17 protein-coding genes are annotated in these 24,027 nt (G+C 70.9%); 11 read left to right on the forward strand and 6 right to left on the reverse strand.

Annotation, left to right across the window (positions count from 1 at the left end; all coding sequences use genetic code 11):
* Window positions 1–6: 6 nt before the first annotated feature.
* Window positions 7–1,584 carry an N-6 DNA methylase gene (locus D7X96_RS20810; protein ID WP_121770542.1) on the forward strand — a complete coding sequence of 526 codons (1,578 nt, stop codon included), beginning with the start codon at window positions 7–9 and terminating at the stop codon, window positions 1,582–1,584.
* Between the two features lie 110 nt (window positions 1,585–1,694).
* Window positions 1,695–2,252, forward strand: coding sequence for a superoxide dismutase family protein (locus D7X96_RS20815; RefSeq protein ID WP_121770543.1), 558 nt, complete (start codon window positions 1,695–1,697; stop codon window positions 2,250–2,252).
* Between the two features lie 48 nt (window positions 2,253–2,300).
* On the opposite strand, the gene D7X96_RS20820 is transcribed toward D7X96_RS20815, so the two are convergent.
* From D7X96_RS20820 to D7X96_RS20835, 4 genes are all read right to left on the reverse strand, one after another.
* Window positions 2,301–2,933 carry a PIN domain-containing protein gene (locus D7X96_RS20820; RefSeq protein ID WP_121770544.1) on the reverse strand — a complete coding sequence of 211 codons (633 nt, stop codon included), beginning with the start codon at window positions 2,931–2,933 and terminating at the stop codon, window positions 2,301–2,303.
* Window positions 2,930–3,403 (reverse strand): hypothetical protein, encoded by a 474-nt coding sequence (locus tag D7X96_RS20825; RefSeq protein ID WP_121770545.1) that lies wholly within the window; start codon window positions 3,401–3,403, stop codon window positions 2,930–2,932. Before D7X96_RS20825 ends, D7X96_RS20820 begins: the two co-directional genes overlap by 4 nt.
* 72 nt (window positions 3,404–3,475) lie before the next feature.
* The gene (locus D7X96_RS20830) at window positions 3,476–5,755 is read right to left on the reverse strand and encodes a glutamine amidotransferase (protein ID WP_121770546.1); all 2,280 of its coding nucleotides are present in this window, start codon (window positions 5,753–5,755) and stop codon (window positions 3,476–3,478) included.
* Window positions 5,756–5,782: 27 nt separating this feature from the next.
* Window positions 5,783–6,541, reverse strand: coding sequence for a DUF4159 domain-containing protein (locus D7X96_RS20835; protein WP_120549914.1), 759 nt, complete (start codon window positions 6,539–6,541; stop codon window positions 5,783–5,785).
* Window positions 6,542–6,597: 56 nt separating this feature from the next.
* Here D7X96_RS20835 and D7X96_RS20840 point away from each other — a divergent pair, with 56 nt between their 5' ends.
* From D7X96_RS20840 to D7X96_RS20855, 4 genes are all read left to right on the forward strand, one after another.
* Window positions 6,598–6,873 carry a DUF2379 domain-containing protein gene (locus tag D7X96_RS20840; protein ID WP_121722306.1) on the forward strand — a complete coding sequence of 92 codons (276 nt, stop codon included), beginning with the start codon at window positions 6,598–6,600 and terminating at the stop codon, window positions 6,871–6,873.
* Between the two features lie 27 nt (window positions 6,874–6,900).
* Window positions 6,901–7,611: a hypothetical protein gene (locus D7X96_RS41520; protein WP_121770547.1), complete on the forward strand. Its 711-nt coding sequence runs from the start codon at window positions 6,901–6,903 to the stop codon at window positions 7,609–7,611.
* Between the two features lie 82 nt (window positions 7,612–7,693).
* Window positions 7,694–9,169 carry a DUF6250 domain-containing protein gene (locus tag D7X96_RS20850; RefSeq protein WP_120549917.1) on the forward strand — a complete coding sequence of 492 codons (1,476 nt, stop codon included), beginning with the start codon at window positions 7,694–7,696 and terminating at the stop codon, window positions 9,167–9,169.
* Window positions 9,170–9,198: 29 nt separating this feature from the next.
* Window positions 9,199–10,764 carry a beta-ketoacyl synthase N-terminal-like domain-containing protein gene (locus D7X96_RS20855; RefSeq protein ID WP_121722304.1) on the forward strand — a complete coding sequence of 522 codons (1,566 nt, stop codon included), beginning with the start codon at window positions 9,199–9,201 and terminating at the stop codon, window positions 10,762–10,764.
* Window positions 10,765–10,805: 41 nt separating this feature from the next.
* Here the strand turns inward: D7X96_RS20855 and D7X96_RS20860 are convergent, their stop codons facing one another.
* On the reverse strand, window positions 10,806–11,927 hold the full coding sequence (locus tag D7X96_RS20860) for a sigma-70 family RNA polymerase sigma factor (RefSeq protein ID WP_121770548.1): 1,122 nt from the start codon (window positions 11,925–11,927) through the stop codon (window positions 10,806–10,808).
* A gap of 68 nt (window positions 11,928–11,995) precedes the next feature.
* On the opposite strand from D7X96_RS20860, the gene D7X96_RS20865 reads away from it, so the two are divergent.
* The gene (locus D7X96_RS20865) at window positions 11,996–14,416 is read left to right on the forward strand and encodes a DEAD/DEAH box helicase (protein WP_121770549.1); all 2,421 of its coding nucleotides are present in this window, start codon (window positions 11,996–11,998) and stop codon (window positions 14,414–14,416) included.
* A 30-nt stretch (window positions 14,417–14,446) separates the two neighbouring features.
* Here D7X96_RS20865 and D7X96_RS20870 read toward each other — a convergent pair whose 3' ends face one another.
* Entirely contained in the window at window positions 14,447–14,941 is a 495-nt protein-coding gene (locus D7X96_RS20870; protein WP_121770552.1) for a helix-turn-helix domain-containing protein, read from the reverse strand.
* 69 nt (window positions 14,942–15,010) lie between these two features.
* On the opposite strand from D7X96_RS20870, the gene D7X96_RS20875 reads away from it, so the two are divergent.
* The 4 genes from D7X96_RS20875 to D7X96_RS42040 all read left to right on the forward strand — a co-directional run bounded on the left by D7X96_RS20875 (window position 15,011) and on the right by D7X96_RS42040 (window position 24,006).
* Window positions 15,011–16,240, forward strand: coding sequence for a Glu/Leu/Phe/Val family dehydrogenase (locus tag D7X96_RS20875; protein ID WP_120552803.1), 1,230 nt, complete (start codon window positions 15,011–15,013; stop codon window positions 16,238–16,240).
* Between the two features lie 86 nt (window positions 16,241–16,326).
* Window positions 16,327–17,544 (forward strand): threonine ammonia-lyase, encoded by a 1,218-nt coding sequence (locus tag D7X96_RS20880; protein WP_121724684.1) that lies wholly within the window; start codon window positions 16,327–16,329, stop codon window positions 17,542–17,544.
* A gap of 52 nt (window positions 17,545–17,596) precedes the next feature.
* Window positions 17,597–18,967: a peptidase MA family metallohydrolase gene (locus D7X96_RS20885; protein ID WP_121770550.1), complete on the forward strand. Its 1,371-nt coding sequence runs from the start codon at window positions 17,597–17,599 to the stop codon at window positions 18,965–18,967.
* A 119-nt stretch (window positions 18,968–19,086) separates the two neighbouring features.
* On the forward strand, window positions 19,087–24,006 hold the full coding sequence (locus D7X96_RS42040; RefSeq protein WP_121770551.1) for a hypothetical protein: 4,920 nt from the start codon (window positions 19,087–19,089) through the stop codon (window positions 24,004–24,006).
* Window positions 24,007–24,027: the final 21 nt, after the last annotated feature.

The raw sequence follows: 24,027 nt of genomic DNA on the forward strand, positions 1-24,027 counted from the left end.
CCCGGCATGGCCCGCGCCCTCGACACGCCCGAGCTGGACGAGGAACTGCTGGTCCACCAGTTCCCCGGCATCAACCGCAAGGCGGTGGGCGCGTTCTACACGCCCGCGCCCATCGTGGAGCGCACGCTCGCGCTCGCGCTGTCACACCTGGGTGACGGCCCGCTCACCGTGGTGGACCCGGCCTGTGGCGCGGGGGCCTTCCTCGCCGCCGCCGCCAGGCACCGCCCGGACGCGAGGCTGTGCGGCCTGGAGCTGGATGAGGGCGTCGCGCGCCTGTGCCAGGCCCGCGTGCCGGGCGCGGACGTGCGCGTGGGGGACGCGCTCCGGGGCGGATTGGATCCGCTGCTCGCGGGGACACCGGAGGGGCACGCGGAGCTATGGGTGGGCAACCCACCCTACAACGGCACGTCGGCGGTGCTGAAGGACGCGGCCTGCTACGCGCGGCTGCGCGCCCTGGTGCCGCTGGAGATGCCGCCGGGCACGAGCCTCCGGGATGACTTCGCGTTCTTCCTCCTCGTGGCCATGAAGCGGCTGACGGCGCGGCCGGGAGTGCTGGCCTTCATCACGCCCGCGAGCCTGCTGGAGGCGTTCGCCTACGCGCCGCTGCGCCATGCGTTGCTGCAAGCGCTCCACCTGCGCGAAGTGGTGGACCTGGGCCCGGGCATCTTCACGGGCACGCAGGTGCGCACGTGCATCACGGTGTGGACGTCGCGTTCGGGCGCGGAGGCCGCTCCGCCCCGCCATGAGCACAAGGGCGTGGGCCAGTGCTTCACGCCGGAGGCGCCCGAGTGGCGGCTCTCTCCCATCGCCCGCGAGGCCGCCGCGCTGGACGCCGACTGGCGTGCGCGGGGCGAGCTGCTCACCACGCTCATCCCGGTGAGCCTGCCCGGCGTGAAGACGCGCTTCGACGAACTGCTGGTGGACGCGGACCGGGAGCGGCTGCTCGCGCGCCTCGAGGCCTTCCGCGCCGCGACCGGGGACACGCTGGAGGACTTCGCGCGGGAGCACGGCTTGGAGCCCGCGTTGCTGCCCAAGCTGCGCGCGCTGAAACAGGGGCCGGAGCTGGAGGTGGACGCAAGCCACGTGCGTCCGTTCTTCCGCTACGGCGGCGCGAGGCACCGGGGCGCGGTGCCGCCAGAAGCGAAGGCGTTCTGCTACCTGGACCGGCGGTTGATTCCGCGAGGAGACCACCGGCTGCGCGGTCCGTATGATCCGCACGAAGAAGCCGTGAAGCTGCTGTTCAACGTGCGCGAACTGCCCCTGTCCGCGGCGCTGCTGGAGGAGCCCGGCTGCGTGCACGACCACCGTCACGCGCGGTTCGCGCCGCTATACGTCCCGCAGCGGATCCGCGACGAAGGACTGGGCATCACCCGGGGCGCGAGGACTCGCGAGTCGCTGGGTCCGCTGGTGCCGAACCTGTCGCCCCGGGGCAGCGCCTGGGCGCAAGGGCTGGGAGGGCCTGAGGCGGCCTTCCGCGCGGTGATGCGCTTTCTCAACGGGACGCAGGTGCAGCGGGTCTGGGCGCCCGCGTTCGGGGCGTCCCGGGTGGTGCCGGTGCCGCTGGATGGCGCGCTGCCGGAGTGATGACTCCCTGTCACCGGGCGCATGCAACGGTGGACATTCTCCAGCGGGAAGCAGGTGCGGCGGGTAGTGTGCCCGCCGCTGGGTAACCCCATCCCTGGAGTCTTTGAGACATGACGATCCGTTCCCTGCTGGTTGCCGCCGCCCTCCTCTCCACGCCCGCCCTGGCCCAGGACGCCGGGACGCCGGCCCCCGCGGACGCCGGGACGAAGCCGGCCCCCAAGAAGGGTGAGACGGTGAAGGCGAAGCTGAAGGACGCCCAGGGCAAGGACGTGGGCGAGGTGACGCTGGAGCAGGCGCCCAAGGGCGTGCTGGTGAAGGGCACGCTGATGAACCTGCCCGCGGGCGAGCACGCCTTCCACATCCACGAGACGGGCAAGTGCGAGGCGCCGGAGTTCAAGACGGCGGGCGGCCACTTCAACCCGACGAAGAAGCAGCACGGCGCGCTGTCGCCCAAGGGCCAGCACGCGGGTGACCTGCCGAACCTCTACGTCCCGCAGGACGGCAAGGTGCAGTTCGACGTCTTCGTCGCGGACCTCAAGGTGAAGTCGCTGCTCGACAAGGACGGCTCGGCCGTCATGGTCCACGCCAAGCTGGACGACTACCACACCGACCCCACCGGCGACGCCGGCGGCCGCATCGCCTGCGGCGTGGTGGAGAAGGCGGAGTAGTCACTTCCGCCTCACCGCCGGGGCCTGTGCATCAGGCCTCGGCAAGTTTCAGCTGGGCGTGGCTCGAAGCCCGGCTCGAACGGCGCCCAGTCCATCATCGAAGCGTGTAATCAGCTTGCAGTACCGTTCCTTCAACACACGCTTGATGGCGCCGGTACTGAAATCAGTCGTGTTTCGGTTCAGGAAGACTGACGGGCGCCTTGCCGGGTCGGCGTCCTCCGTCAGCCGAGCCATCACGGAGGCGAGGACCACCGCATCTGGGAAATGCAGGTCGATATTCTCCTGCTGGAAGCTCGCCGCGCGAGTGATGACGTCGCCACTGACCGGCACGACCTCCGCGCATTTGAGCAGCCGGGCACGAATCGACCTCACGCGTGAACGAGCATCCTGCGTGCTCTTCACCAATGAACCGATGACCACATTCCACGCCAGGTCCTGGGCCTCAGTGAAGCTGGCGGTGTCGCGCCGACTCCGCTGCTCCTCCTCGAGCCTGCCCTGCAATTCCTTGTGGGCGTGAATCCTGCGGCGCAAGGTGTCTGCTGGCTCGATGAAGCAGAAGGCCGGAATGACGAGCTGGATGTCTCCTGCTTCGGCATGCCGGACCAATCCTTCACAAGCCTGGGATTGCGCATGCTCAAAAGCCATCTCCAGAACGAAGTTCGTCTCGACGAAGACCCTCAATCCACCGCCTCCCTGACCACCTTGCCTTCCGCAAGGGCTTGAAGGAGGCCCGTTCGGGACAATGAGGCAGGAGGCTGCTTCTTCCTTCCCCTGGATGCCAGGTCGTGGAGCCACCACGACACCAGCATTTCGAACGCGTCGGGATGAATCTCGGTTGGAATGATTTCGGCGCGCGCGAAGTAGGGCTCCAGGAGCTCCTTCGCATCAATCGTCCGGGTGGGGACTCCACTCTTCACCTTGGGAACGTCCCAGACGAACAACCACAAAGGGGTGACCAGGATGAACAGCGCCGCGGAAGGGCGTCGTTCCATCTCTTCAAGGTCGTTCCAGAATTGTTTCGCCCAGGAACGCGTGGCGCGAGGGTTGGCCTTGGCCTCGATTTGCACCCGCAGGCGTCCGGCAGGGTCGTAGACGGCGAAGTCGAAACTGGACCGACCTTGCGAGTAGGGGTCTGAAGACGAGTGCATCATCCCTCCATCGTAAGGAGCCCTCTGACACGGCGGCAATGACACCGCCGGGCGCCCGGGAGCCCGCCGTCCCGGCTACACGTATCCGAAGCGCCGCCGTGCGAACCACTCCGCGCCCAGCAGCGCGATGAGCGCGACGAGGTAGTACCAGCGGTCCCACAGCGGCTGGTCCTTCGCGCGCCCCACCTCCACCACTGGCGGATCCAACAGCGGCACGTCCGGCATCCCGTCCTGCGGCAGCTTGAACGCCTTGCCCTCCGTCACGCTGGCGATCTGCTCCATCAGCTCCGGCCGCACCGACGCGTCCGACAGCTCCGGGCCCACCGCGCGCACCGCCACCGCGTCCTCGCCCTTGCCCAGGTCCGTCTCGCCCTTCTTCGCGGACGCGAGCAGCTTGTATGGCCCCGGCGCCGGCGGCGCGAACTCCAGCCGCACCACGCCGTCCGCCCCCGCCGTGCCCGTCTGCACCGCCACCGGCTTCTGCGTCGCCACGGAGAACAGCTCCACCCGCACCTGCGCGCCCTCCGCCGGCTGGTAGTCCGCCGTCCGCGCCTGCACCACCACGCCCACCGGCCGCCCCGGCTCCACCGACGGCGGATCCGCAGTCACCTTCAGCGTCGTCAGGTCCGGATCGCGCACCAGCCAGCGCAGCGCATTGCCCCAGAAGCGGTCATACGCGCGGGTCGGCGAACCGTCCCGGTGCGCCGTGAACGCCCACGACCACGTCGCGTCCGTCGCCACCACCATCGCCCGGCCCCGCCCGTAGTCCCACACCGACACGAGCGGCGCGTTCTTCCCGTCCACCGTCATGAACGGGTGGTCCATCAACACCGTCGCCCCTGGCCGCGCCCGCGTCAGGTTCGCGCCCGGAATGGGCGCCAGCTCTCCCCACGCGCCCTCCGTGCTCGCCGCGCCCGTGCCAATGGACGTCACCGGGTGCCGCAGGCCCTCCGGCGTCAGGCGCGGTTTGAACGGGTCCGCGTTCGCCGGGCCCGCCGCCTCCACCGGCAACGCCTCCATCAGCGTGGGCATCGCCGCGCGCCCTTCACCCAGCACGCTGTCGCCGCCAATCATCACGAACGCGCCGCCCTCGTGGATGTAGCGCTCCAGGTTGCGCTCGTACTCCGCGATGGACAGCGACGGATCCGAGTAACCGAAGTTCTGGAAGATGACGACGTCGAACGTGTGCAGCTTCGTGTCGAAGATCTCCTCCATGGGGAACGGGATGAGCGACAGCTCCCGCTCGTTCGACACGCCCGGGTCATCCGACAGCGTGCGAAGGATGTAGAACGACACCAGGTCCACGTTCGCGTCCTGCTTGAGCAGCCCGCGCAGGAAGCGCTCGTCCCACGACGGCCGTCCCACCACCAGCAGCACGCGCACGCGGTCGCGAATCACCTTCAGCGTGAACGACTTGCTGTTGTTGTCGCTCACCGCCTCATCCGGGAACGTGGGCACCGTGACCGTGTAGACGAAGCGCCCCGTCTGGTCCGGCGTGAAGGTGAAGGACACCGGCTTCACGTCGTCACCGGTGGTCATCTTCACCAGCTTGCTGGCCACCGTCTTGCCCTCCTGGCTCAAGACGACGGGGATGTCCTGTCCGCTGAACCCGCGCCCGTGGATCTCCACCTCCACCGTCAGCGAGTTGCGCACGAAGGCGAAGTCATCCACCTTCAGCCCCTCCACCGACAAATCCTTCAGCGCCTCCTGCCCCACCAGGAACGTGGACACCGGCACGCCCAGGTCCGTGAGCGCCGCGCGAGCCCGGCCCACCGCGCCGGACTTCAGCTCCGCGTTGTCCGCGCCGTCGCTGAACAGCAGCACACCCGACAGCTTGCGGGACCCCTGCCCTCCGGACGCCGCGGACCGCAGCGCCGCCAGCAGGTCCGTCGTGCCTGCCCGCGCGGGCTCCTGGGAGAGCTGCGCGGCCGTCACCGGGGACAGCTCCGGATCCACGCCGTACACCTCCACCGTGAAGCGGTCCTGCCACGACGCGAACGTGGGCGCCGCCTTCTCCAGGAACGCCGCCACCTGCGCGCTGCGCGTGGGCCCGCCCGGCTCCGACGGGAAGTTCATGGACGCCGAGCGGTCCACCAGCACCGCCACCCGGTTCTTCATCCGCGCCACCTGCAGGTGCCGGATGCCGGGCTCCAACAAGAAGAAGAACGCCGCCACGCCCGCGCCCAGGCGCAGGCTCCACAGGAGGAGCTTGCGGCCCCGCGAAGGCTCACGGCGCACGCCCCACGCCGCCAACCCGATGCCCAGCAAGAGCCCCACGCCCAGAAGCACCAGCGCCCACACGGGCAGGGGCGACAGGCTGACGAGCTTCCACGCGTTGAAGGACGGGGAGTTCATTCGAGGGTGCGCGCGCGCAGGGCCCTGCTAGCGCCGCTTGTTGAGGATGAGGGGCAGGTGCACCGCGTCGTCCTTGTAGTCCAGGCAGAGCGCGTACATGCACAGGTTGATGCCCAGGCGGATGGCCAGCTCACGCTGCGGCTCGCCGCCGGGGGACACGTCGAACTCGTAGTCGCCGGACTCGCTGCGGCTCCACGCGCCCGCCACGTCGTTCTGCGAATAGATGACCGCCGCGCGCTTGCCCACGCTCGCCACCAGCGGCAGCGGCTTGTGCAAAAGCCGCCCCGGCGCCGCGTCCAGGAGGAAGAAGGACTTGAAGACGACGTGCGTCCCCGGCGCCTCCTTCAGCGGGCTCTGCGGCAGCACGCGCGCCATCTCCCGGCGGAAGCTGGCGTCGAAGCCGTCCCCGTCGCTGCCGTCGTTGGCGTCCCCGAACACGAAGCCGCCGTACGTGAGGTAGCGGCGCAGGTTGGACACCTCCGCGTCACTCAGCGCCGGGAAGGCCCCGTCCCCTCCGAAGTAGAGGAACGGGTACTCGAAGAGGTCCGGGCTGCTCAGCGCGAACGGGCGCGCGTCCGGCACCACCTCCACGGACGTGCGCCGCTGCAGCTCCCACGCAAGCCGCCTCAAGCCCGACAGACGGACGTCCCAGCGGCCCCCGTGCCGGGCCACGGCGGGGATGAAGCGGCTCTTCTCACCGAACGCGGCCGCACGCCGGGACAGCAGCGGGACGAGCGCGGACGTGGCGAGCAGGAGGTTTCGACGCGAGAGGGGCCGCACGGGCATGGGGACCTGCTTATACCGTCGGCGGGTGCCTGCATTCCCTGGTATAGACGCGCGCCATGGCGAAAGGCGGACAGACGCCCCCGGAGTCCGGCCCGGCCCCCGGCTCCGAACCGGTGCGCGCCGCGTGGGCCCGCAAGGACGCCGGTGACGTGGCCGGTGCCCGGCAGGACGCCCGGCGCATCCTCGCGGGCAGCCCTTCCCCGGAAGACCGCGAACGCGCGGAAGACCTGCTGCGCGCCACCGAAACGCCCCGCTCCCTCTACGCGTACGCGCTGCTGGGCGCGGTCATCCTGGTGCTGCTGCTGGGGCTGGTCCTGACCCGCTATTCCTGACGGCCACAGCCGCTAGGATGGTGCGTCATGGAAGGCTTCCTCCAGGCGCTCAAGTCGTACCAGTCCTTCAACCCCTCCGGCTGGGTGGGCATCTACCGGCTGTTGCCCATGTGGGTCGGCGTCGTGGTGGCGCTCGTGGGGCTGGTGCTGCTGCTCGCGGGCGGCGGCAAGCTGTTCCGCGCCGTGGCGGGCCCGGTGGGCGCGGTGCTGGGCCTGGTGTGGACGGGCGCTGTCGTCCAGCGGCTCAACCTGGGGACGGAGCTGGATCCCCGCCTGCCCACCCTGGTGGCCGCCGCGCTGATGGCGCTGGGCTTCCTCTTTCCTCCCGCCGTCACCTTCGTGGGCGTGGGCGTGCCGCTGGGGCTCGTGGCGGGCCAGATCGCAGGCCCCGCGGACTTCCTGCTCGGCTTCGGGCCGGGCTTCATCGTGGGCGGACTGGTGGGCGCCTTCCTCCACCGGCAGGTGAGCGGCATCGTCGCGTCGATGGTGGGCGCGTGGCTGCTGGTGATTGGCGCGCTGGCGGCGCTGCACCAGTTTGGCGGCGTGGTGGAGGCGGCGGCCAGCCGGCCCTGGGGCGTCATCATCGCCGCGCTGCTCTTCGCCCTGGCGGGCAGTGTCTACCAGCTGGCCGTGCGCCCCTCGCCGGAGGAGTCGGATCAACAGAAGGCGGAGAAGCAGCGGCTGAAGCAGCGCCTGGCGGAGCAGCAGGCGCTCGAGAAGCGATGGGGGGTCAAGTAACCCCTGTCCCGGCAATCCTTTACGCCGGGGGGGCCGGGGCGTAGATTCCGCCGGCTTTCCCCCTCCCCTTCCTCGAGCATCGATGGGCCAGGCCAGCCGCAAGGACAAGGACACGCAGAAGCAGGAAGGGTCGCCCCCGGCGGCCTCCGTCCCGTCATCCCCGGACGCCTCCCAGCCCGCCGTGCCCCACGAAGCGTGGCGCAAGCCCGCGGGCATGAGCCGCAAGGGGTGGGCCGTCCTCGCTGGCGCCGTCGCCTTCATCCAGCTGCCGCTCATCCACTACGCGCTCTTCCGGGGCCAGGCGGACGTCACCGCGACGGTGCCCTACCAGCAGGCCTTCAACGACCCGGCGGTCGTCTCGCGCGACTTCTTCTCCACCGGGGCCTACTGGCGCGTGACGAACGGGGAGCTTTTGGGCCCCGCGCCCAAGAACAACCCGCTGTGGCTCCAGGCCGCGCTGCCGGACGACGTGGCGGTGGAGTTCGACGTGCGCCCGGAGTACCCCGAGGGCGACATCCGCGTGGAGCTGTTCGGCAACGGACGCGACCCGGCCTCCGGGTACGTGCTGGTGCAGGGCGGGTGGAACAACAGCCTGTCCGTCATCGCGCGCAAGGACATCAACGCCCCCGCGCTGGACGCGCTCCAGCGCAGGGCCGCGCGCATCGCGGAGAAGGGCGGCGGCCAGGGCGCGGACCTCGTCGCCACCGGCGTCTTCAGGAAGGACACCAAGGTTCGGGTGGAGTCCCGCGTGGGCGCCCCCATCCAGTCCGGCCGCACGTACCACTGGCGCATTGAGCGGCGCGGCAACGTGCTCAAGTGGGCCATCGACGGCCAGCTGGTGGCGGAGCTGGACGACCCGTTCCCCCTCAAGGGCAAGGGGCAGGACCGGCTGGGCCTGTCCGGCTGGGAGTCCCAGCTCTTCTTCGACAACCTGCGCGTGGGCACGCCGGACTCCATGCCCGCCACCATGGTGGCGAAGCAGGAACCCACCCTGCCCCCGGGCCCGTCCGAGGACGACTTCAACCGCGACACCCTGGGCGACGCGTGGAACGTGACGAACCCCGCCGCCGCGAAAATCGAGGACGGGGCGCTCGTGGTGCAGAACCTGGGCAACCGCCCGGTGTGGCTGAAGAAGCCCCTCCCGGAGAACGCCGTCATTGAATTCGACGCCTGGGGTGACAGCCCCGAAGGCGACATGAAGGTGGAGGCGTGGGGCGACGGCCGCTCCTTCTACGCCGGCGACCCGCGCCTGCAGTACACCGCCACCGGCTACGTCTTCGTCTTCGGCGGCTGGCGCAACACCCAGTCCATCATCGCCCGCCAGCACGAGCACACCAACGACCGCGCCGTGCGCGACGGCGCCGTGGTGGTGCCCGGCCAGCGCTACCACTTCAAAATCACGCGGCGGGACGGCCTGCTGTCGTGGGAAGTGGACGGCAAGCCCTTCCTCACCCTCCAGGACGCGTCCCCGCTCTACGGCCCCCGGAACCAGTACTTCGGTTTCTCCGGATGGCAGACGCGCGTCCACTTCGACAACCTCAAGATCCAGCCGCTGTAGCCTTCCCCCGGGCGGCGGAGGAAACACCCGTGCGCAGAGTCGGAATCTTCGGCTGGGGCGTGGTCGCCCCGCGTTCCCCCAACATCGAGGCCTTCGCCAGGAACCTGGCGTCGTCCGAGACCTGGTTGACCCCCTTCAACGGCTTCGGTCCGGACAACTTCCTCGTCGGCACGCCGGAGTTCGACCTGGCGGCCTACAAGCCGTGGATCGACGCGCGCTTCCCCGCCAACCGCTTCTCCCAGCTGGAGCGGAAGATGGGGCAGCCCACGCAGTACGCCATCGGTGCCTTCATCCAGTCGCTGGCGCAGAACCCGGGCATTGAAAAGGAACTCCAGGAGCTGGGCACCAAGGCCCACGTCTACGTGGGCACCGGCCTGGGCGACCTGCCCACCATCCAGCACATCTCCCTGGACCTCTACCGCGCCCAGCGCCGGTGGGACCGCTTCTGGGCGTCCCCGGAGCGCAACGGCGCGCTCCGCCAGTGGCGTGAGACGCGCGAGCCGCTGCCGGGCCTGCCCCCGGAGCCCTCCACCATCGAAGAGGTGGAGCGCGACAAGGCGGAGGACGACTGGTGGCACTTCTGGGCGGGCCGCTCGCCGGAGCTGCGCGAGTACCTGGAGGAGCTGCGCGAGATTGAAGCCATTGGCGTGCCCGACGAGGGCGACGTGGAGTCCGCCAAGCTGTCCGTCATCAAGGAGAAGCGCACGCGCAACGGGCGCCTGCAGAAGAAGTGGAACGCGCCCGAGCCGCCGTGGAACGCCGTGTCCTCCAACGTGCTGTGGAACATCCACAACACGCCCGCGTCCCAGGTGTCCATGCTGGGGCAGATTACGGGCATGACGTTCGCGCCGGTGGCCGCGTGCTCGTCCTTCGGCTACGGCCTGAAGCTGGCCATGAACGCCATCCGCCTGGGCGAGGCGAAGGCCGTCGTGCTGGGCATGACGGACGCGGCGCCCAACCCGCTGGTGGTGGGCGGCTTCTACAACGCGCGCGTCATCTCCGCGGACGCCGCCGTGTCCAAGCCCCTCACCGCGCTGCGCGGCACGCACATCGCCGGTGGCGCGGTGGTGTGGGTGGTGGGCGACTACGAGCACTTCACCCAGAAGGGCTTCAAGGCGCTGGGCCTGGAGCCCGTGGCCGTGGGCGTCACCGCGGACGCGGACCACATCATCACCCCGTCCAAGGAAGGCCCCACCCTGGCCATCCGCGAGGCGCTGGGCGCCGCGGGCTGCCAGCCCGAGGACGTGGGCAGCTGGGACCTGCACGCCACCGCCACCCCGGGTGACTTCCTGGAGGTGCAGAACCTGCGCGACGTGATGCCGGAGTCCGTGCTGATTACGGCGCGCAAGGGCACCTTCGGCCACGGCATGTCCGCGGGCGGCGGCTGGGAGCTCACCGCGCAGTACCTGGGCGCGGAGGCCGGCAAGGTGTACCCCACGCCGCTCGCCCCGACGGAGCTCAACAAGCAGATCGCCAGGGTGCACGGCCGCTTCGTCTTCAACCAGGAAGTGGCCGCGCCCCAGGGCTGCTCGGGCAAGCTGTCCATGGGCGTGGGCGGCATCAACGCCTGCATCATCTCCCGGCCCTGGAAGTAGCCGGGAAAGACCGGGGGGCCCGCGCCGCCCCCCGGGCGCTTTCAGCCCTTGGGCACCGCCACCATGTCGAAGTCCGGGATGCGCTCGCGCATGAACTCGCGCATCCGGTTGATGAGGGCCGCTTCAATCTGCCGGGCGCGCTCGCGGCTGACGCCGTACTTGTCGCCGATGTCCTGGAGCGTGAGCGGTTCGTCCGCGGTGAGGCGGTGCTCGAAGATGTAGCGCTCCTTGCCCTCCAGCGTCTGGGCGAAGGCGTTGAGGTTCTCCCGGAAGAGGGCCTTGAGCTGTTCGGAGCCCAGGCGCTCGTCGGCGGGCACCGCGTTGGACGGCAGGTAGCGGTCCGCCCGGGTGGCGCCCGAGTCCCCGTCGTTGCCCAGCGGCGCGTCGAGGGACATCTCGTCGTGCCCCAGCCGCTGGTCCATCTCCACCACGTCCTGCTCGGAGACGTTGAGCCGCTCCGCCAGCAGGCGCGGGCTGGCCTCGAAGCCCTGGGCGACGAGCTTCTCCTGCTCCTGGCGCAGCTTGAAGAAGAGCTTCCGCTGGGCCTCGGTGGTCCCCAGCTTCACCATCTTCCAGTTGTCCATGATGTAGCGGAGGATGTAGGCCCGTATCCACCACGCGGCGTAGGAGCTCAGCTTCACGCCCCGGTCCGGGTCGTACTTCTTCACCGCCTGCATCAGCCCGATGTTGCCCTCCTGCACCAGGTCCAGCAGGGACAGGGGGTTGCGGTGGTACTCGTGGGCCAGCTTCACCACGAGTCTCAGGTTGGAGGCCACCAGGCGGTAGGCCGCCCGCACGTCCCCCGTGGACTGGTACTCCTTGGCCAGCCGGTGCTCCTCCTCCCGGGTGAGCAGGGGGTGCTTCGTCACCTCGGCCATGTAGGCCTGGAGGGGGTCCCGGCTGGTGATGGAGGCGCCTTCCGCCTTCACCAGGACCGTGGGCCGCACGGGGCGGGCCGGGGTGGCCACCTCCTCGATTTCCGCCTCCGCCTCGTTCAATTCCGCCAGGTCCGGCTCCAGGGCGTCCGGGTCCTGGGCGGTTTCTTCCACTTCTTCCTCTGGGGCGGTCTCCCGGGCGGCCTCCGGACGGGCGGAGGCCGCGGGGCGCTTCGCGCGGGGCCGGGGGGCGGCCGGTCCATTGGTTCTCTTCCTCCCATTCGCCATGCGCGCTCCATACCCCAAAGTGCCGCGATTGTTGCCAGAGGGTAATGCAGGGGCTATGCCCATGCCCGATGAGCGACATCCAAGAGCCCACGCCGGGAGCCCCGGCACCTGACGAAGCCACGACGCGTCCCGGCGAGTACATCGCGGACATCAGCTTCGAAGAAATGAACCTCTCCGAGCCCCTCCGCCGCGCGCTGGCGGAGCGCGGCTACACCAGTCCCACCCCCGTCCAGGCCAAGGCCTTTGGCCCCGCGATGGCGGGCAAGGACCTCATCGTCCGCAGCAAGACGGGCACGGGCAAGACGGCCGCCTTCGGCCTGCCCCTGCTGGAGAAGATTCCGGCGGACGAGAAGCGCGTGCGCGCCCTCATCCTCTGCCCCACGCGCGAGCTGGCGCTCCAGGTGGCGGAGGAGCTCACCACCCTGGCCAAGTACAAGGGCGTGAAGGTGGCGGCCATCTACGGCGGCGCCTCCATGAAGCAGCAGGAGGACGCGCTGGAAGAGGGCACGCCCATCATCGTGGGCACCCCCGGCCGCGTCTTCGACCACATCAACCGCGGCAACCTCAAGCTGGACGGCTGCGACCACGCCATCCTCGACGAAGCCGACGAGATGCTGAACCAGGGCTTCTACGAGGAAGTGACCCGCATCCTCGACCGTCTTCCGAAGACGCGCCAGGTGCTGCTCTTCAGCGCCACCGTCCCCACGGACATCCAGAACCTCATCGCGCGCTACACGACGAACGCGGAGACGCTGCTGTTGTCCGGCGACGTCTTCACGGTGGAGCACATCCACCACATCCGCTACGACGTGTCGGACCAGTTCCCCAAGCCGCGCAACCTCATCTACATCCTGGAGAAGGAGGAGCCCTCCAACGCCATCATCTTCTGCAACACGCGGGATGACACGGCGCTGGTGACCGCGGTGCTCAACCGCAACGGCTTCGACGCGGAACTGCTCAACGGAGACCTGCCGCAGAAGGAGCGCGAGCGGGTGATGGGCAAGGTGAAGCGCGGCGAGGTGGCCTTCATGGTCGCCACGGACATCGCGGCGCGCGGCATTGACATCTCCGGGCTGGAGTACGTCATCAACTACTCCCTGCCGGAGGACCCCGCCGTCTACCTGCACCGCGTGGGCCGCACGGGCCGCATCGGCAACAAGGGCACGGCCATCAACCTCTTCTCCGGGCGCGAGCTGGCGACGTTCACCGTGCTGGAGAAGAAGTTCGGCATCAAGTTCGAGATGCGTGAGATGCCCGCGCCCGAAGAGGCCATGCACCTGTGGACCGAGCGCCACCTGCGTGAGCTGCGCGAGGGCATGGGCTCCAGCATCTTCGAGGGCTTCCTGCCCCTGGCCTCGCAGCTCAAGCAGCGCCCGGACGCGGACGACCTCGTCGCCTTCCTCATCAAGTACTACTTCAGCCGCCTGCGCATGGAGAAGGCCCAGGCCGCCGGTGAGACGGAGAAGCGCGAGCCGGCGCCGGAGCGCAAGCCCACGGAGCGCCGGGGCAAGGACCGTGAGCGCGACCGCGAGCGTCCCCGCCGCGAGGACCGGGGCGAGCGCGCCGAGCGTCCGCGCCGCGACGAGCACCCGGACCGCGAACGCCGTCCGCGCCGCGACGAGCGCCGCGAGGACCGGGGCGAGCGCCGGGGTGGCGCACCTTCCGCCGCGCTGGAGCCGGGCCCGGGCGAGACGAAGCTCTGGGTGAACCTGGGCACCGCGGACGGCCTGGGGCCGGGCAGCATCGCCACGGCGATGGAGGACGCGGGCGCGCCGGTGGGCAAGCTGGTGCGCGCGGAGCTGCGCCCCACGTTCGCGTACGTCTTCGTGGCCGAGGAGGACTCCGCCGGCTTCGAGGCCCTCAACGGCAAGCAGCACGGCGGCAAGACGCTGCGCGTGGAGAAGAGCAAGCCGCGCAGCGAGCGCGACACCACCAGCACCCGCCCGCCCCCGTCCCCGGACGCGGGCCCCGGCGAGGTGAAGCTCTGGGTGAACCTGGGCTCGGATGACGGCATGGACGAGGCGAAGCTGCCCGCCACGCTGGAGTCCCTGGGCGCCCCGGCCGGCAAGGTCATCAAGGCCCTCACCCGCCCCACCTACGGCTACGTCTACGTGCCGGAGGATGACGCCCCGGGCTTCGAGTCGCTCAACGGCAAGGCGCACAACGAGAAGCCGCTGAAGCTGGAGCGGCACCGTCCGCGCGGCCAGCGTGAGGAGCGCCGCCCCCGTCACGAAGCGCTGCCGGACCTCCCGGGCCAGGCGCGGCTGTGGGTGGGCCTGGGCCGTCAGGAGGGCCTGGACGAGGCGGGCGTCACCGCCGCGCTGGAGGCCGCGGGTGCTCCGGCGGGCAAGGTGCTGCGCACCGACCTGCGCCCCACGTACGCGTACGTCTTCGTCGCGGAGGAGGACGTGGCGGGCTTCGAGGCCACCCACGGCAAGCCGCACGGCGAGGGCAAGACGCTCAAGGTCGAGCGGGCCAAGCGCAAGTAGCGCTTCCGCGGCTCCCGCGGCTCCGGTCCCTCACGGCTCCGGAGCCGCCTTCTTCCTGCGGGCCCGGTGGTAGTGCGCCACGCACAGCCCCCGGGCCAGCACGGGCCGGCCGCACTCCGGTGAGGTACAGGCCGCGCTGGGCTCCTCCACCTGGGAAGACACAGCGCCCGGCCCACCGCTGAACATCGCCTCCGCCACGGCCAGCAGGCGGTCCACGTCCTCCCGCCCCAGCTTCTTCAGCCGCACCCACTCCACCAGCCGATGAGCCCCCGCGTCCTCCGCGTCCTCCAGCCGGAACAGCTCCCCCAGCGGCAGCTCCAGCGCGGCCGCGACCTGGAGGAGCGTGTCGTAGCTGGGGTTGCGCTCGCCGCGCTCCAGGAGCGAGACAAAGCTCACGGAGATGTCACACCGGGCGGCGAAGTCCTCCTGGGTGAGGCCCCGGCGCTCGCGCAGCGTGCGGATCCGCCGCGCCAGTCCCTGCAGGGACGAACCGGCGTCGCTGTCGTCCGGGGAGTCGGGGCGCATGGACGCACCCATCGTAGCGCACCGCTTCTGTTAAGGTTTTGAAGTCTGTCCCCAGGAGTGAAGCCCACCATGAACGCCGTCGACGGCACCAACTACTACTTCCGCAAGGCCGCGCGGGTGATGGACGTGGGCACGCCCATCGAAACGCTCCTGGCCACGCCCCTGCGCGAGGTGAAGGTGCAGGTGTCCATCGAGATGGACTCCGGCGAGATCCGCACGTTCCTGGGCTACCGCATCCAGCACGACAACAGCCGCGGCCCCATGAAGGGCGGCCTGCGCTACCACCCCGCCCTGGACCAGGACGAGTGCGTGTCGCTCGCGTCGCTGATGACGTGGAAGACCGCCGTGGTGAACGTGCCCTACGGCGGCGCCAAGGGCGGCGTGGCGTGCGACCCCGCGCAGATGAGCCTCAAGGAAGTGGAGCGGCTCACGCGCAAGTTCGTGGATCAGATTCAAGACGTCATCGGGCCCACGCGGGACATCCCCGCGCCGGACGTCAACACCAACCCCCAGGTGATGGCCTGGGTGATGGACCAGTACTCGCGCTACCACGGGCACTCCCCCGCGGTGGTGACGGGCAAGCCCCTGGAGCTGTACGGCTCCAAGGGCCGCGAGGCCGCCACCGGGCGCGGCCTGCTCTATGTGTGCCGGGAAATCCTGCGCGACCTGGGCATGCCGGTGAAGGGCACGCGCTTCGCCATCCAGGGCTTCGGAAACGTGGGCAGCCACATCGCGCAGCTCATCTGGGGCGACGGCGGCGTGGTGGTGGCCGCGTCCGACGTGCTGGGCGGCATGTACAACCCCATGGGCCTGGACGTGCCGTCCCTCTTCGAGCACGTGAAGCGCACCGGCACCGTGACGGGCTTCTCCGGCGGCACGCCCTGCACCAACGAGGACGTGCTCGCGGCGGACTGTGAAGTGCTCATCCCCGCGGCGCTGGGCCACGTGCTCACGCGCGACAACGCCAACAGCGTGCGCGCGCGCCTGGTGGTGGAGGGCGCCAACGGCCCCACCCAGCCGGAGGCGGACGACATCCTGGAGAAGCGCGGCATCTTCGTGGTGCCGGACATCCTGGCCAGCGCGGGCGGCGTGACGGTGAGCTACCTGGAGTGGGTGCAGAACCTCCAGCACGTCTCCTGGGAGGAGGACCGCGTCAACGCGGAGCTGGAGAAGACGATGAAGGAGGCCTACGACCGGGTGGCGCAGATTGCACGGTCCCGTAAGGTCTCCATGCGGACGGCCGCCTACATCCTGGCCATTGGCCGGGTGGGCAAGGCCACGGTGCTGCGCGGCATCTGACGCACCCCGCCGCGCACGCGGGCAGCCAGCCATGGGGCTCCGCGCCGCTTCCGTGCGGGCCGCGCTTCCGCTACACGGCCGCCATGATGGTCACCCTGCAGGACATCCAGGCGGCGCGTGAGCGCATCCGCACCGCGCTGCGCCCCACGCCGTGCCCCGCGTCGGACTACTTCACGGAGAGGACCGACTGCGCGGTGGTGTACTTCAAGCTGGAGAACCTCCAGCGCACCGGCGCCTTCAAGGAGCGCGGCGCCCTCAACAAGCTGCTGACGCTGACGGAAGAGGAGAAGCGCCGCGGCGTCATCGCGGCCTCCGCCGGCAACCACGCGCAGGGCGTGGCGTACCACGCGCGCCGGCTGGGCATCCGCGCCACCATCGTGATGCCGGAGCGCACGCCGCTGATCAAGGTCACGCGCACGCGGGATGACTACGGCGCGCGCGTGGTGCTCAAGGGCGCCAACTTCGACGAGGCCTACGCGGAGGCCCTGCGCATCCAGGCCGCGGAGAACCTCACCTTCGTGCACCCGTTCAACGACCCGCACGTCATCGCGGGCCAGGGCACGCTCGCGCTGGAGCTGTTGGAGCAGTGCCCGGACCTGGAGCTGGTCATCGTGCCGGTGGGCGGCGGCGGGCTCATCTCCGGCGTGGCCGTGGCGCTGAAGGAGACGAACCCGCGCATCCAGGTGGTGGGCGTGCAGGCCTCCACCATCGCCAGCATGAAGGCGTCGCTGGATGCCGGGAAGCGCACGGAGCTCACGAACGCGGGCACCACCATCGCGGACGGCATCGCGGTGAAGGTGCCGGGGGAGCTGACGTTCGAACACGTGCGCAAGTACGTGGACGCGGTGGTGACGGTGGACGAGGAGGAGATCGCCGCCGCCATCCTGATGCTCCTGGAGCAGGAGAAATCCGTGGCCGAGGGCGCCGGCGCGACGGGGCTGGCGGCGCTGATCAATGGCCGGATTCCGCAGGCGAAGGGCAAGCGCGTCGCCATCATCATCGGCGGCGGCAACATCGACATGAACGTCATCAGCCGCATCATCGAGCGGGGCCTCGTGAAGGCGGGCCGCCTGGTGCAGCTGGAGGTGCGGCTGCCGGACCGGCCCGGCATGCTCGCGCGGCTCACCACGCAGATCGCCGAGATGCGCGCCAACGTGGTGGACCTGCACCATGACCGCGCCTTCTCCAAGGCGGGCCTGGGCGAGGCCACGGTGGAGGTGATGCTGGAGACCACCGGACACGCCCACATCCAGGAGCTGATGACCGCGCTGGAGTCGCAGGGTTGGCAGGTCGCCCGGACGTAGGGCGGGGAGGCTTGCGCGGGCGCTCGGGGCTTCGGCGATACTCCGGAAACCCATGAACACGCCCCTCATCGCCCTGCTGCTCCTGGCCGCCGCTCCTCCCGCGCAGAAGGCGAAGGAGCTGGCGGCCCACAAGGAGTGGGAGGAGCTGTACCTGGCCTTCGCGGCCGCGGACCCTTCCGCCTACCCCGAAGCGCAGCGGCCGTCCGTGGCGGCGCCGCTGCTCAAGGGCTGCGAGGCGCTGCTCCCGGAGGATGCCGTGATGGCGTACTCGCTGGGCGAGCGCGCCGTGGCCTTCCAGGAGACGGCGGGCGGCCTGCGCTGCCTGGCGCGCGCCGCGCTGAAGACGGATCAGCGCTCCGCCGCGGAGGACGCGCTGAAGAAGGGCCTGGAGCACTTCCCCAAGGACGGCGCGTTCGCGCTGGAGCTGGGGCGGTTGCAGCTGGCGGACCAGGACTCGGAAGGGGCGCTGGCCACGCTGCAGAAGGTGCCCGCGAAGTCGAAGGAGGCCTCGGAGGCGAAGAAGCTGCTGCAGCTGGCGCGCTCGCGGGTGTCGGAGGAAGGGGCCGCGCGGCGCGAGGCGGAGCGCCTGGAGCAGCGGATGAACGGCGAGCCCGGCTCCGGGGACACGCGCCAGGCGAGGGCGACGTCAGGCGGAGAGGTCCGCTCCGCGAGCCTCAGCTACGAGTCCGGCGTGGGCAAGGACGGCATGCGCGTGCGCCAGAACAGCCGCTTCGCCATCCGCTACTTCAACAGCGACCGGGACTTCGGCCAGCGCGCGGAGTACGAGGGCAAGGTCGTGTCCGCGCTCGACGAGGCCTATGACTTCACCCAGCGCACGCTGGGGAAGGCCCGCGAGCGGCAGCTGAACGTGGTGCTCTACACGCGCGACGAGTTCGCCACGCACCTGGGCCCCAGCTACGCGGCCGCGGTGGCGGGCCTGTACTCCGACAACGCCATCCGCATGAACGACGCGGCGGAGCTGACGCAGGCGACGAAGGCCACGCTGGTCCACGAGTACGTGCACGCGGCGGTGGACGAGCTCTGCCCGGGCGGCGGCGGTGCCCTGCCCCGCTGGTTCAACGAAGGCCTGGCCGAGTACATCGAGTGGCGCTACCTGGGGCTGGACGGCCCCCCGCGCGGACTCCGGGATGCGATGCGGGGCCGGGCAAAGCAGGGGCTCTTGCCGAAGCTGTCGGACATGGACTCGAAGGCGCCCATCACCATGTCCCAGCCGGAGATCGCCTACGGCACGTCCGCCATGGCGGTGCGGGAGCTGGTGCGGCTGGGGGGCCAGGAGAAGCTGCTGGCCTTCATCCAAAGGGCGGGCGGGGGGCAGTCCTTCCAGGAGGCCCTTCAGGCCACCTACGAGAAGGACTTCGCGGGCCTGGACCAGGCGGTGCGTGCCGCCCTCTCGGGGAGGTAGCGGCCGGCCGGGCGTGGCGGATTGGTTTACCCCCTGGCGGGAGTCCCCTACACTCGCGGACCTCCAAGATTTTCGCTGCGGCGGTCCCCCTGTTGGACGCTGGCGCAGCAAGGTGACGGATGTCCGATACGCGCGCCGCGATGAGAGAGTTCCGCTTCCTGGATGAGAAGCGGAAGCTGGGAAGCCTGTCCGCTGTCGAGGAGGCTCGCTGGGTCGAGTTGCGCGGCCTCTTGGGCATCCAGGACGCGGCGGACACCGCGGCGGCCCAGGCGTGGGCACAGCCGGAGCAGCAGCCGCAGGGCTACTACGGCGAGGATGGCCAGTGGTACGCCTACCCCGCCGGCTACGAGCAGCCGCAGGGCTACTACGGCGAGGACGGCCAGTGGTACGCCTACCCCGCCGGCTATGACCCGAACGCCCAGGGCTATTACGGCGAGGACGGCCAGTGGTACGCGTACCCCGCCGGCTACGACCCGAACGCGCCGTATGACCCGAACGCGGCGGCGGCCTACGACCCCAACGCGGCGGCCTATGATCCGAACGCGGCGGCGGCATGGGCGGAGCAGGGTTACGACCCGAACGCGGCGTATGACCCGAACGCGGCCCCGGTGGATCCGCAGGCCGGCGGGTACGTCCCGCAGGCGCCCGCCGAGCCGGACAGCCTGAACCTCAGCACGGACGACATCGACATCCCCTCGCTGAGTGAACCCGCGCCGTGGATGCCGCAGGCCCCCGTGGCGGCGGCGCCTGCTGCGGCGGAGGCGTGGGGTACGAGCGCCGAGGAGGACTTCTCCGGTCTGTCGGTGGAGACGCCGCCGCCGGTGGCCGCCGCCGAGCCGGAGCCCTCGCTGGAGGATTCGTTCGCGGACCTGTCGATGGAGGTCGAGTCGGAGGCCCAGGCCCCCGCGACGTCCGAGCTGGATCCGATGGCGGAGGCGCTGGCCTCCGCGGAGCACGCGGTCGGCGAGGCGGAGCTGCTGGAGGCGGAGCCCGTCCCCGAGGCGGTGATGGCCGAGGACCTGTCGCCCGTGGACGCGGCGTGGGACGCGGCGCCGCTGGCGGTGGAGTCCGAGGAGTCGCGGGCCAGCGCGCTCGACACGGCGCCGCTCGCGGTGGAGCCGACGGCGCCGGCTGGAGGCACGGCTTCGGAGTGGGACTGGAGCGACGTCGCGACGGCGGAGTCCGCCGCGCCCGTGGAAGCCGCCGTGCAGGAAGCGGAGCCGGCCGCCGCGGAGACGGCGGAAGCGTGGGGGGCGGATGCGGCCCCTGTCGCGGGTGCGCCGGAGCAAGGTGGGGAGATCGCGCTCGGCGCGGGGGACATCGCGGAGGCGTGGACGGATGGCGCCTCGGCCACGGAAGTGCCCGCGGAGGAGATCGCCCTGGACGCGGGCGACGTCGCCACGGAGTGGCAGCCGGAGACGCCTGTCGCGGCGACCTGGCAGTCCGGTGGAGAGGCCGCGGCGACCGGACCGACCGAAGTCGAGGCCGCATGGCAGGCGACTCCGGAGGCCGAGGAGATCCCGCTCAGCACCGGTGATGTGGCCACGGAGTGGCAGGCGGGTGCTGAAGCTCCGGCGGAGATCGCGCTCGGCACCAACGACGTCGCGACAGAGTGGCAGGCGGGGGCTGAGGCTCCGGCCGAAGAGATTGCGCTCGGGACCAACGATGTCGCCACGGATTGGCAGGCGGCTGGCGAGGCTCCGGCGGAGATCGCGCTCGGCACCAACGACGTCGCCACGGATTGGCAGACCGGCGAACAGGCTGCTGCGCAGGAGATCGCGCTCGGCACCAACGATGTCGCCACGGATTGGCAGGCGGGTGCCTCGGCTCCGGCTGACGCAGAGATCGCGCTGGGTGCGGATGACGTTGCCACGGAGTGGCAGGCAGCTGGCGAGGCTCCGGCTGCCGATGCCGTCGCGCTGAGCACGGACGTCGCCACGGAGTGGCAGGCGGATCCGGGTGCTTCAACGGAAGGCGCGGGAGAGATCGCCCTCGGTTCCGAGGATGTCGCCACGGAGTGGCAGGCCGACACGGCGGCAACCACCGACGCGAACACACCGGCCACGGGCGATGCCGTGACGGAGTGGTCCGCGAACAACGCCGCCGCCGAGGAGATCCCGCTCGAGTCGAGCGATGTCGCCACGGATTGGCAGTCGGGCAGCGCTCCTTCACCCGAAGCCCCCGCCGAGGAAATCGCTCTCAGCACGGACGACGTCGCGTCGAACTGGGAGTCCGCCAGCGGTGCTCCGGCGGAAGCCTCGGCCGAGGAGATCGCGCTCGACGCGAACGATGTCGCCCACGAAAGCGTCACGGATGGCTCCAACGGCGGCGCGGCCCCGGCGGTCGCGTCCGGCGTGGACGCCCAGACCTTCGACGTCGCCGAACTCGGAGCCGAAGAGGAGCAGCTCACGCCGCCGCCCTCCCCGTTCGCGAACGAGTCCGGCATCCCGTCGCTGCGGATCCGCAGCATCCCGGTTGGCCCGGACATCGAAGCCGACACGGTGGAACTCGGCTCGGACGACGTCGAGCCCGCGGACGAAGCGGCCCCTGTTTCGGAGCAGTGGGGCGAGCTGAGCGGCAGTGCCGACGAGGCCGTGCCGCTGGCCACCGCCGCCGAGTCGCTCGCCGAAGCGCAGTCCACCGAAGCTTCGACCTGGAACACCTCGGATCAGGATGCGCAGTCGTGGTCCGCCGAAGGTGCGCCCTCGGACGCCACCGACACCGTGGGTCTGCAGGACGCGTCCGCAGCCATCGAGCTCCAGCCCGAGTGGGCCGCCGATGCCGTGGAGCCCACCGCGAGCGCGTCCGAGTGGGCGCAGCCGTCCGAGGACGCCGCCCCCATCGAGCTCCAGCCCGAGTGGGCCGCCACCGCGTCGTCCGAGCAGCCCGCCGCGAGCGCGACGCCCGCCTGGGATGCTCCGGCCACTGACTCCGCCTGGGCCGCGTCCTCGACGGCGCCCGTCGCGGATGCGCAGGCCGGATGGACGCCCGCGTCCGAGGAAGCTCCGCTGATCGAGGCCCAGTCCGAATGGGCCACCCCTGAGGCCGCCCAGCCGGCGCAGGCGTCCGAGTGGAACGCCACGGAAGAAGCCGCCCCCATCGAAGCCCAGCCGGAGTGGGCCACGGAGGAAGCCGCCGCGCCCGCCGCCACGCAGTCCGAGTGGAGCGCCACGGAAGAAGCCGCGCCCATCGAGGCTCAGCCCGAATGGGCCGCCACCACCGAAGGCGCCGCCGCCGTCCCCACGCAGCCGCAGTGGGGAACCGAGGAGGCCGCGCCCATCGAGGCCCAGCCCGAGTGGGCCACCGCTGAAGACGCGCCGATCGAAGCCCAGCCCGAATGGGCCACGGCTGAAGAGGCCACGCCCGTCGCCACGCAGTCCGAGTGGGCTCCGGCGGAAGCCACCGCACCGGTCGCCGCGCAGTCCGAATGGGCCTCGACTGAAGAAGCCCCTGTCGAAGCCCAGCCCGAATGGGCCACGGCGGAAGAGTCCGCGCCTGTCGCTGCGCAGCCCGAATGGGCCACGGCCGAAGAGTCCGCTCCCGTTGCCGCGCAGTCACAGTGGGCGTCGGATGAAGTCGCGCCCATCGAAGCCCAGCCCGAGTGGGCCACGGAGGAAGCCGCCGCTCCTGTCGCCGCGCAGCCCGAGTGGGCTTCGACGGAAGCGACCGCGCCCGTCGCAGCTCAGCCAGAGTGGGCCACGGCCGAAGAGTCCGCTCCTGTCGCCGCTCAGCCTGAGTGGGCCGCGGCGGAAGAGGCCCCCATCGAGGCACAGCCCGAATGGGTCTCGGAGGAAGAGGCCACGCCTGTTTCCGCGCAGCCTGAGTGGACCCCGGCGGAAGCCAGTGCACCGGTCGCCACCCAGCCCGAGTGGACCGCCGAAGAAGCCGCACCTGAGTCCGCGCAGTCCAACTGGGCCACGGCGGAGGGCTCCGCGCCCGTAGCCGCGCAGGCCCAGTGGACGTCGGATGAAGCCGAGCCGATTGAAGCCCAGCCCGAGTGGGCCACGGAAGAGTCCGCGCCCGTCGCCGCGCAGTCCGAGTGGGCCACGGCTGAAGGCACCGCGCCGGTCGCCACTCAGTCCGAGTGGGCGCCGACGGACGGCGCCACGGAGGCCGCGACCATCGAGGCGCAGCCCGAGTGGGCCACTGCCGAAGACGCACCGATCGAAGCCCAGCCCGAATGGGCCACCGAAGAAGCCGCTGCGCCGGTTGCCACTCAGTCCGAGTGGGCCACCGCCGAAGAGGCTCCCATCGAGGCGCAGCCTGAGTGGGCTACGGCTGACACTGCCACGCCGGTTGCCACGCAGCCCGAGTGGTCGACGTCCGAGACCGCCGCCGAAGAGGCTCCCATCGAGGCGCAGCCTGAGTGGGCTACGGCTGACACTGCCACGCCGGTTGCCACGCAGCCCGAGTGGTCGACGTCCGAGACCGCCGCCGAAGAGGCTCCCATTGAGGCGCAGCCGGAATGGGCCACCGAAGAAGCCGCTGCTCCTGCCGTAGCGCAGCCGGAGTGGGCCACGGAAGAGGCCGCTCCCGTCGCCGCCGCGCAGCCGGAGTGGGCCGCCGCTGAAGAGGCCCCCATCGAGGCCCAGCCGGAATGGGCCACCGAGGAAGCCGCTCCCGTCGCCGCGCAGCCGGAGTGGGCCGCCGCTGAAGAAGCGCCCATCGAGGCCCAGCCGGAATGGGCCACCGAGGAAGCCGCTCCCGTCGCCGCGCAGCCCGAATGGGCCGCCGCGGAAGAAGCCCCCATCGAGGCCCAGCCCGAATGGGCGACGGCCGAGGCCGTGACCCCGGGCGCGGATCAGCCGTGGGCCACCACGGACGCCGCGCAGCCGGAATGGGCCGCCACCGAGGACGCCTCCGCTGGCGCCGCCTGGGCCCAGCCCACCGGCACCCAGCAGTCGTGGGACGCTCCGGTCGAGGAAGCCGCCTCCGAGTGGGTCTCCCCTCCCGCCACGCCGGAGTGGGGCGCCCCTGCGGCCCCCGCCGCGCGCTCCGCCTGGGCCACGCCCCAGGAGCTGGCTCTTATACACATCTGACGCTGCCGACGACTTAATAGG

Source organism: Corallococcus interemptor, from assembly GCF_003668875.1.
GTDB classification, from domain to species: domain Bacteria; phylum Myxococcota; class Myxococcia; order Myxococcales; family Myxococcaceae; genus Corallococcus; species Corallococcus interemptor.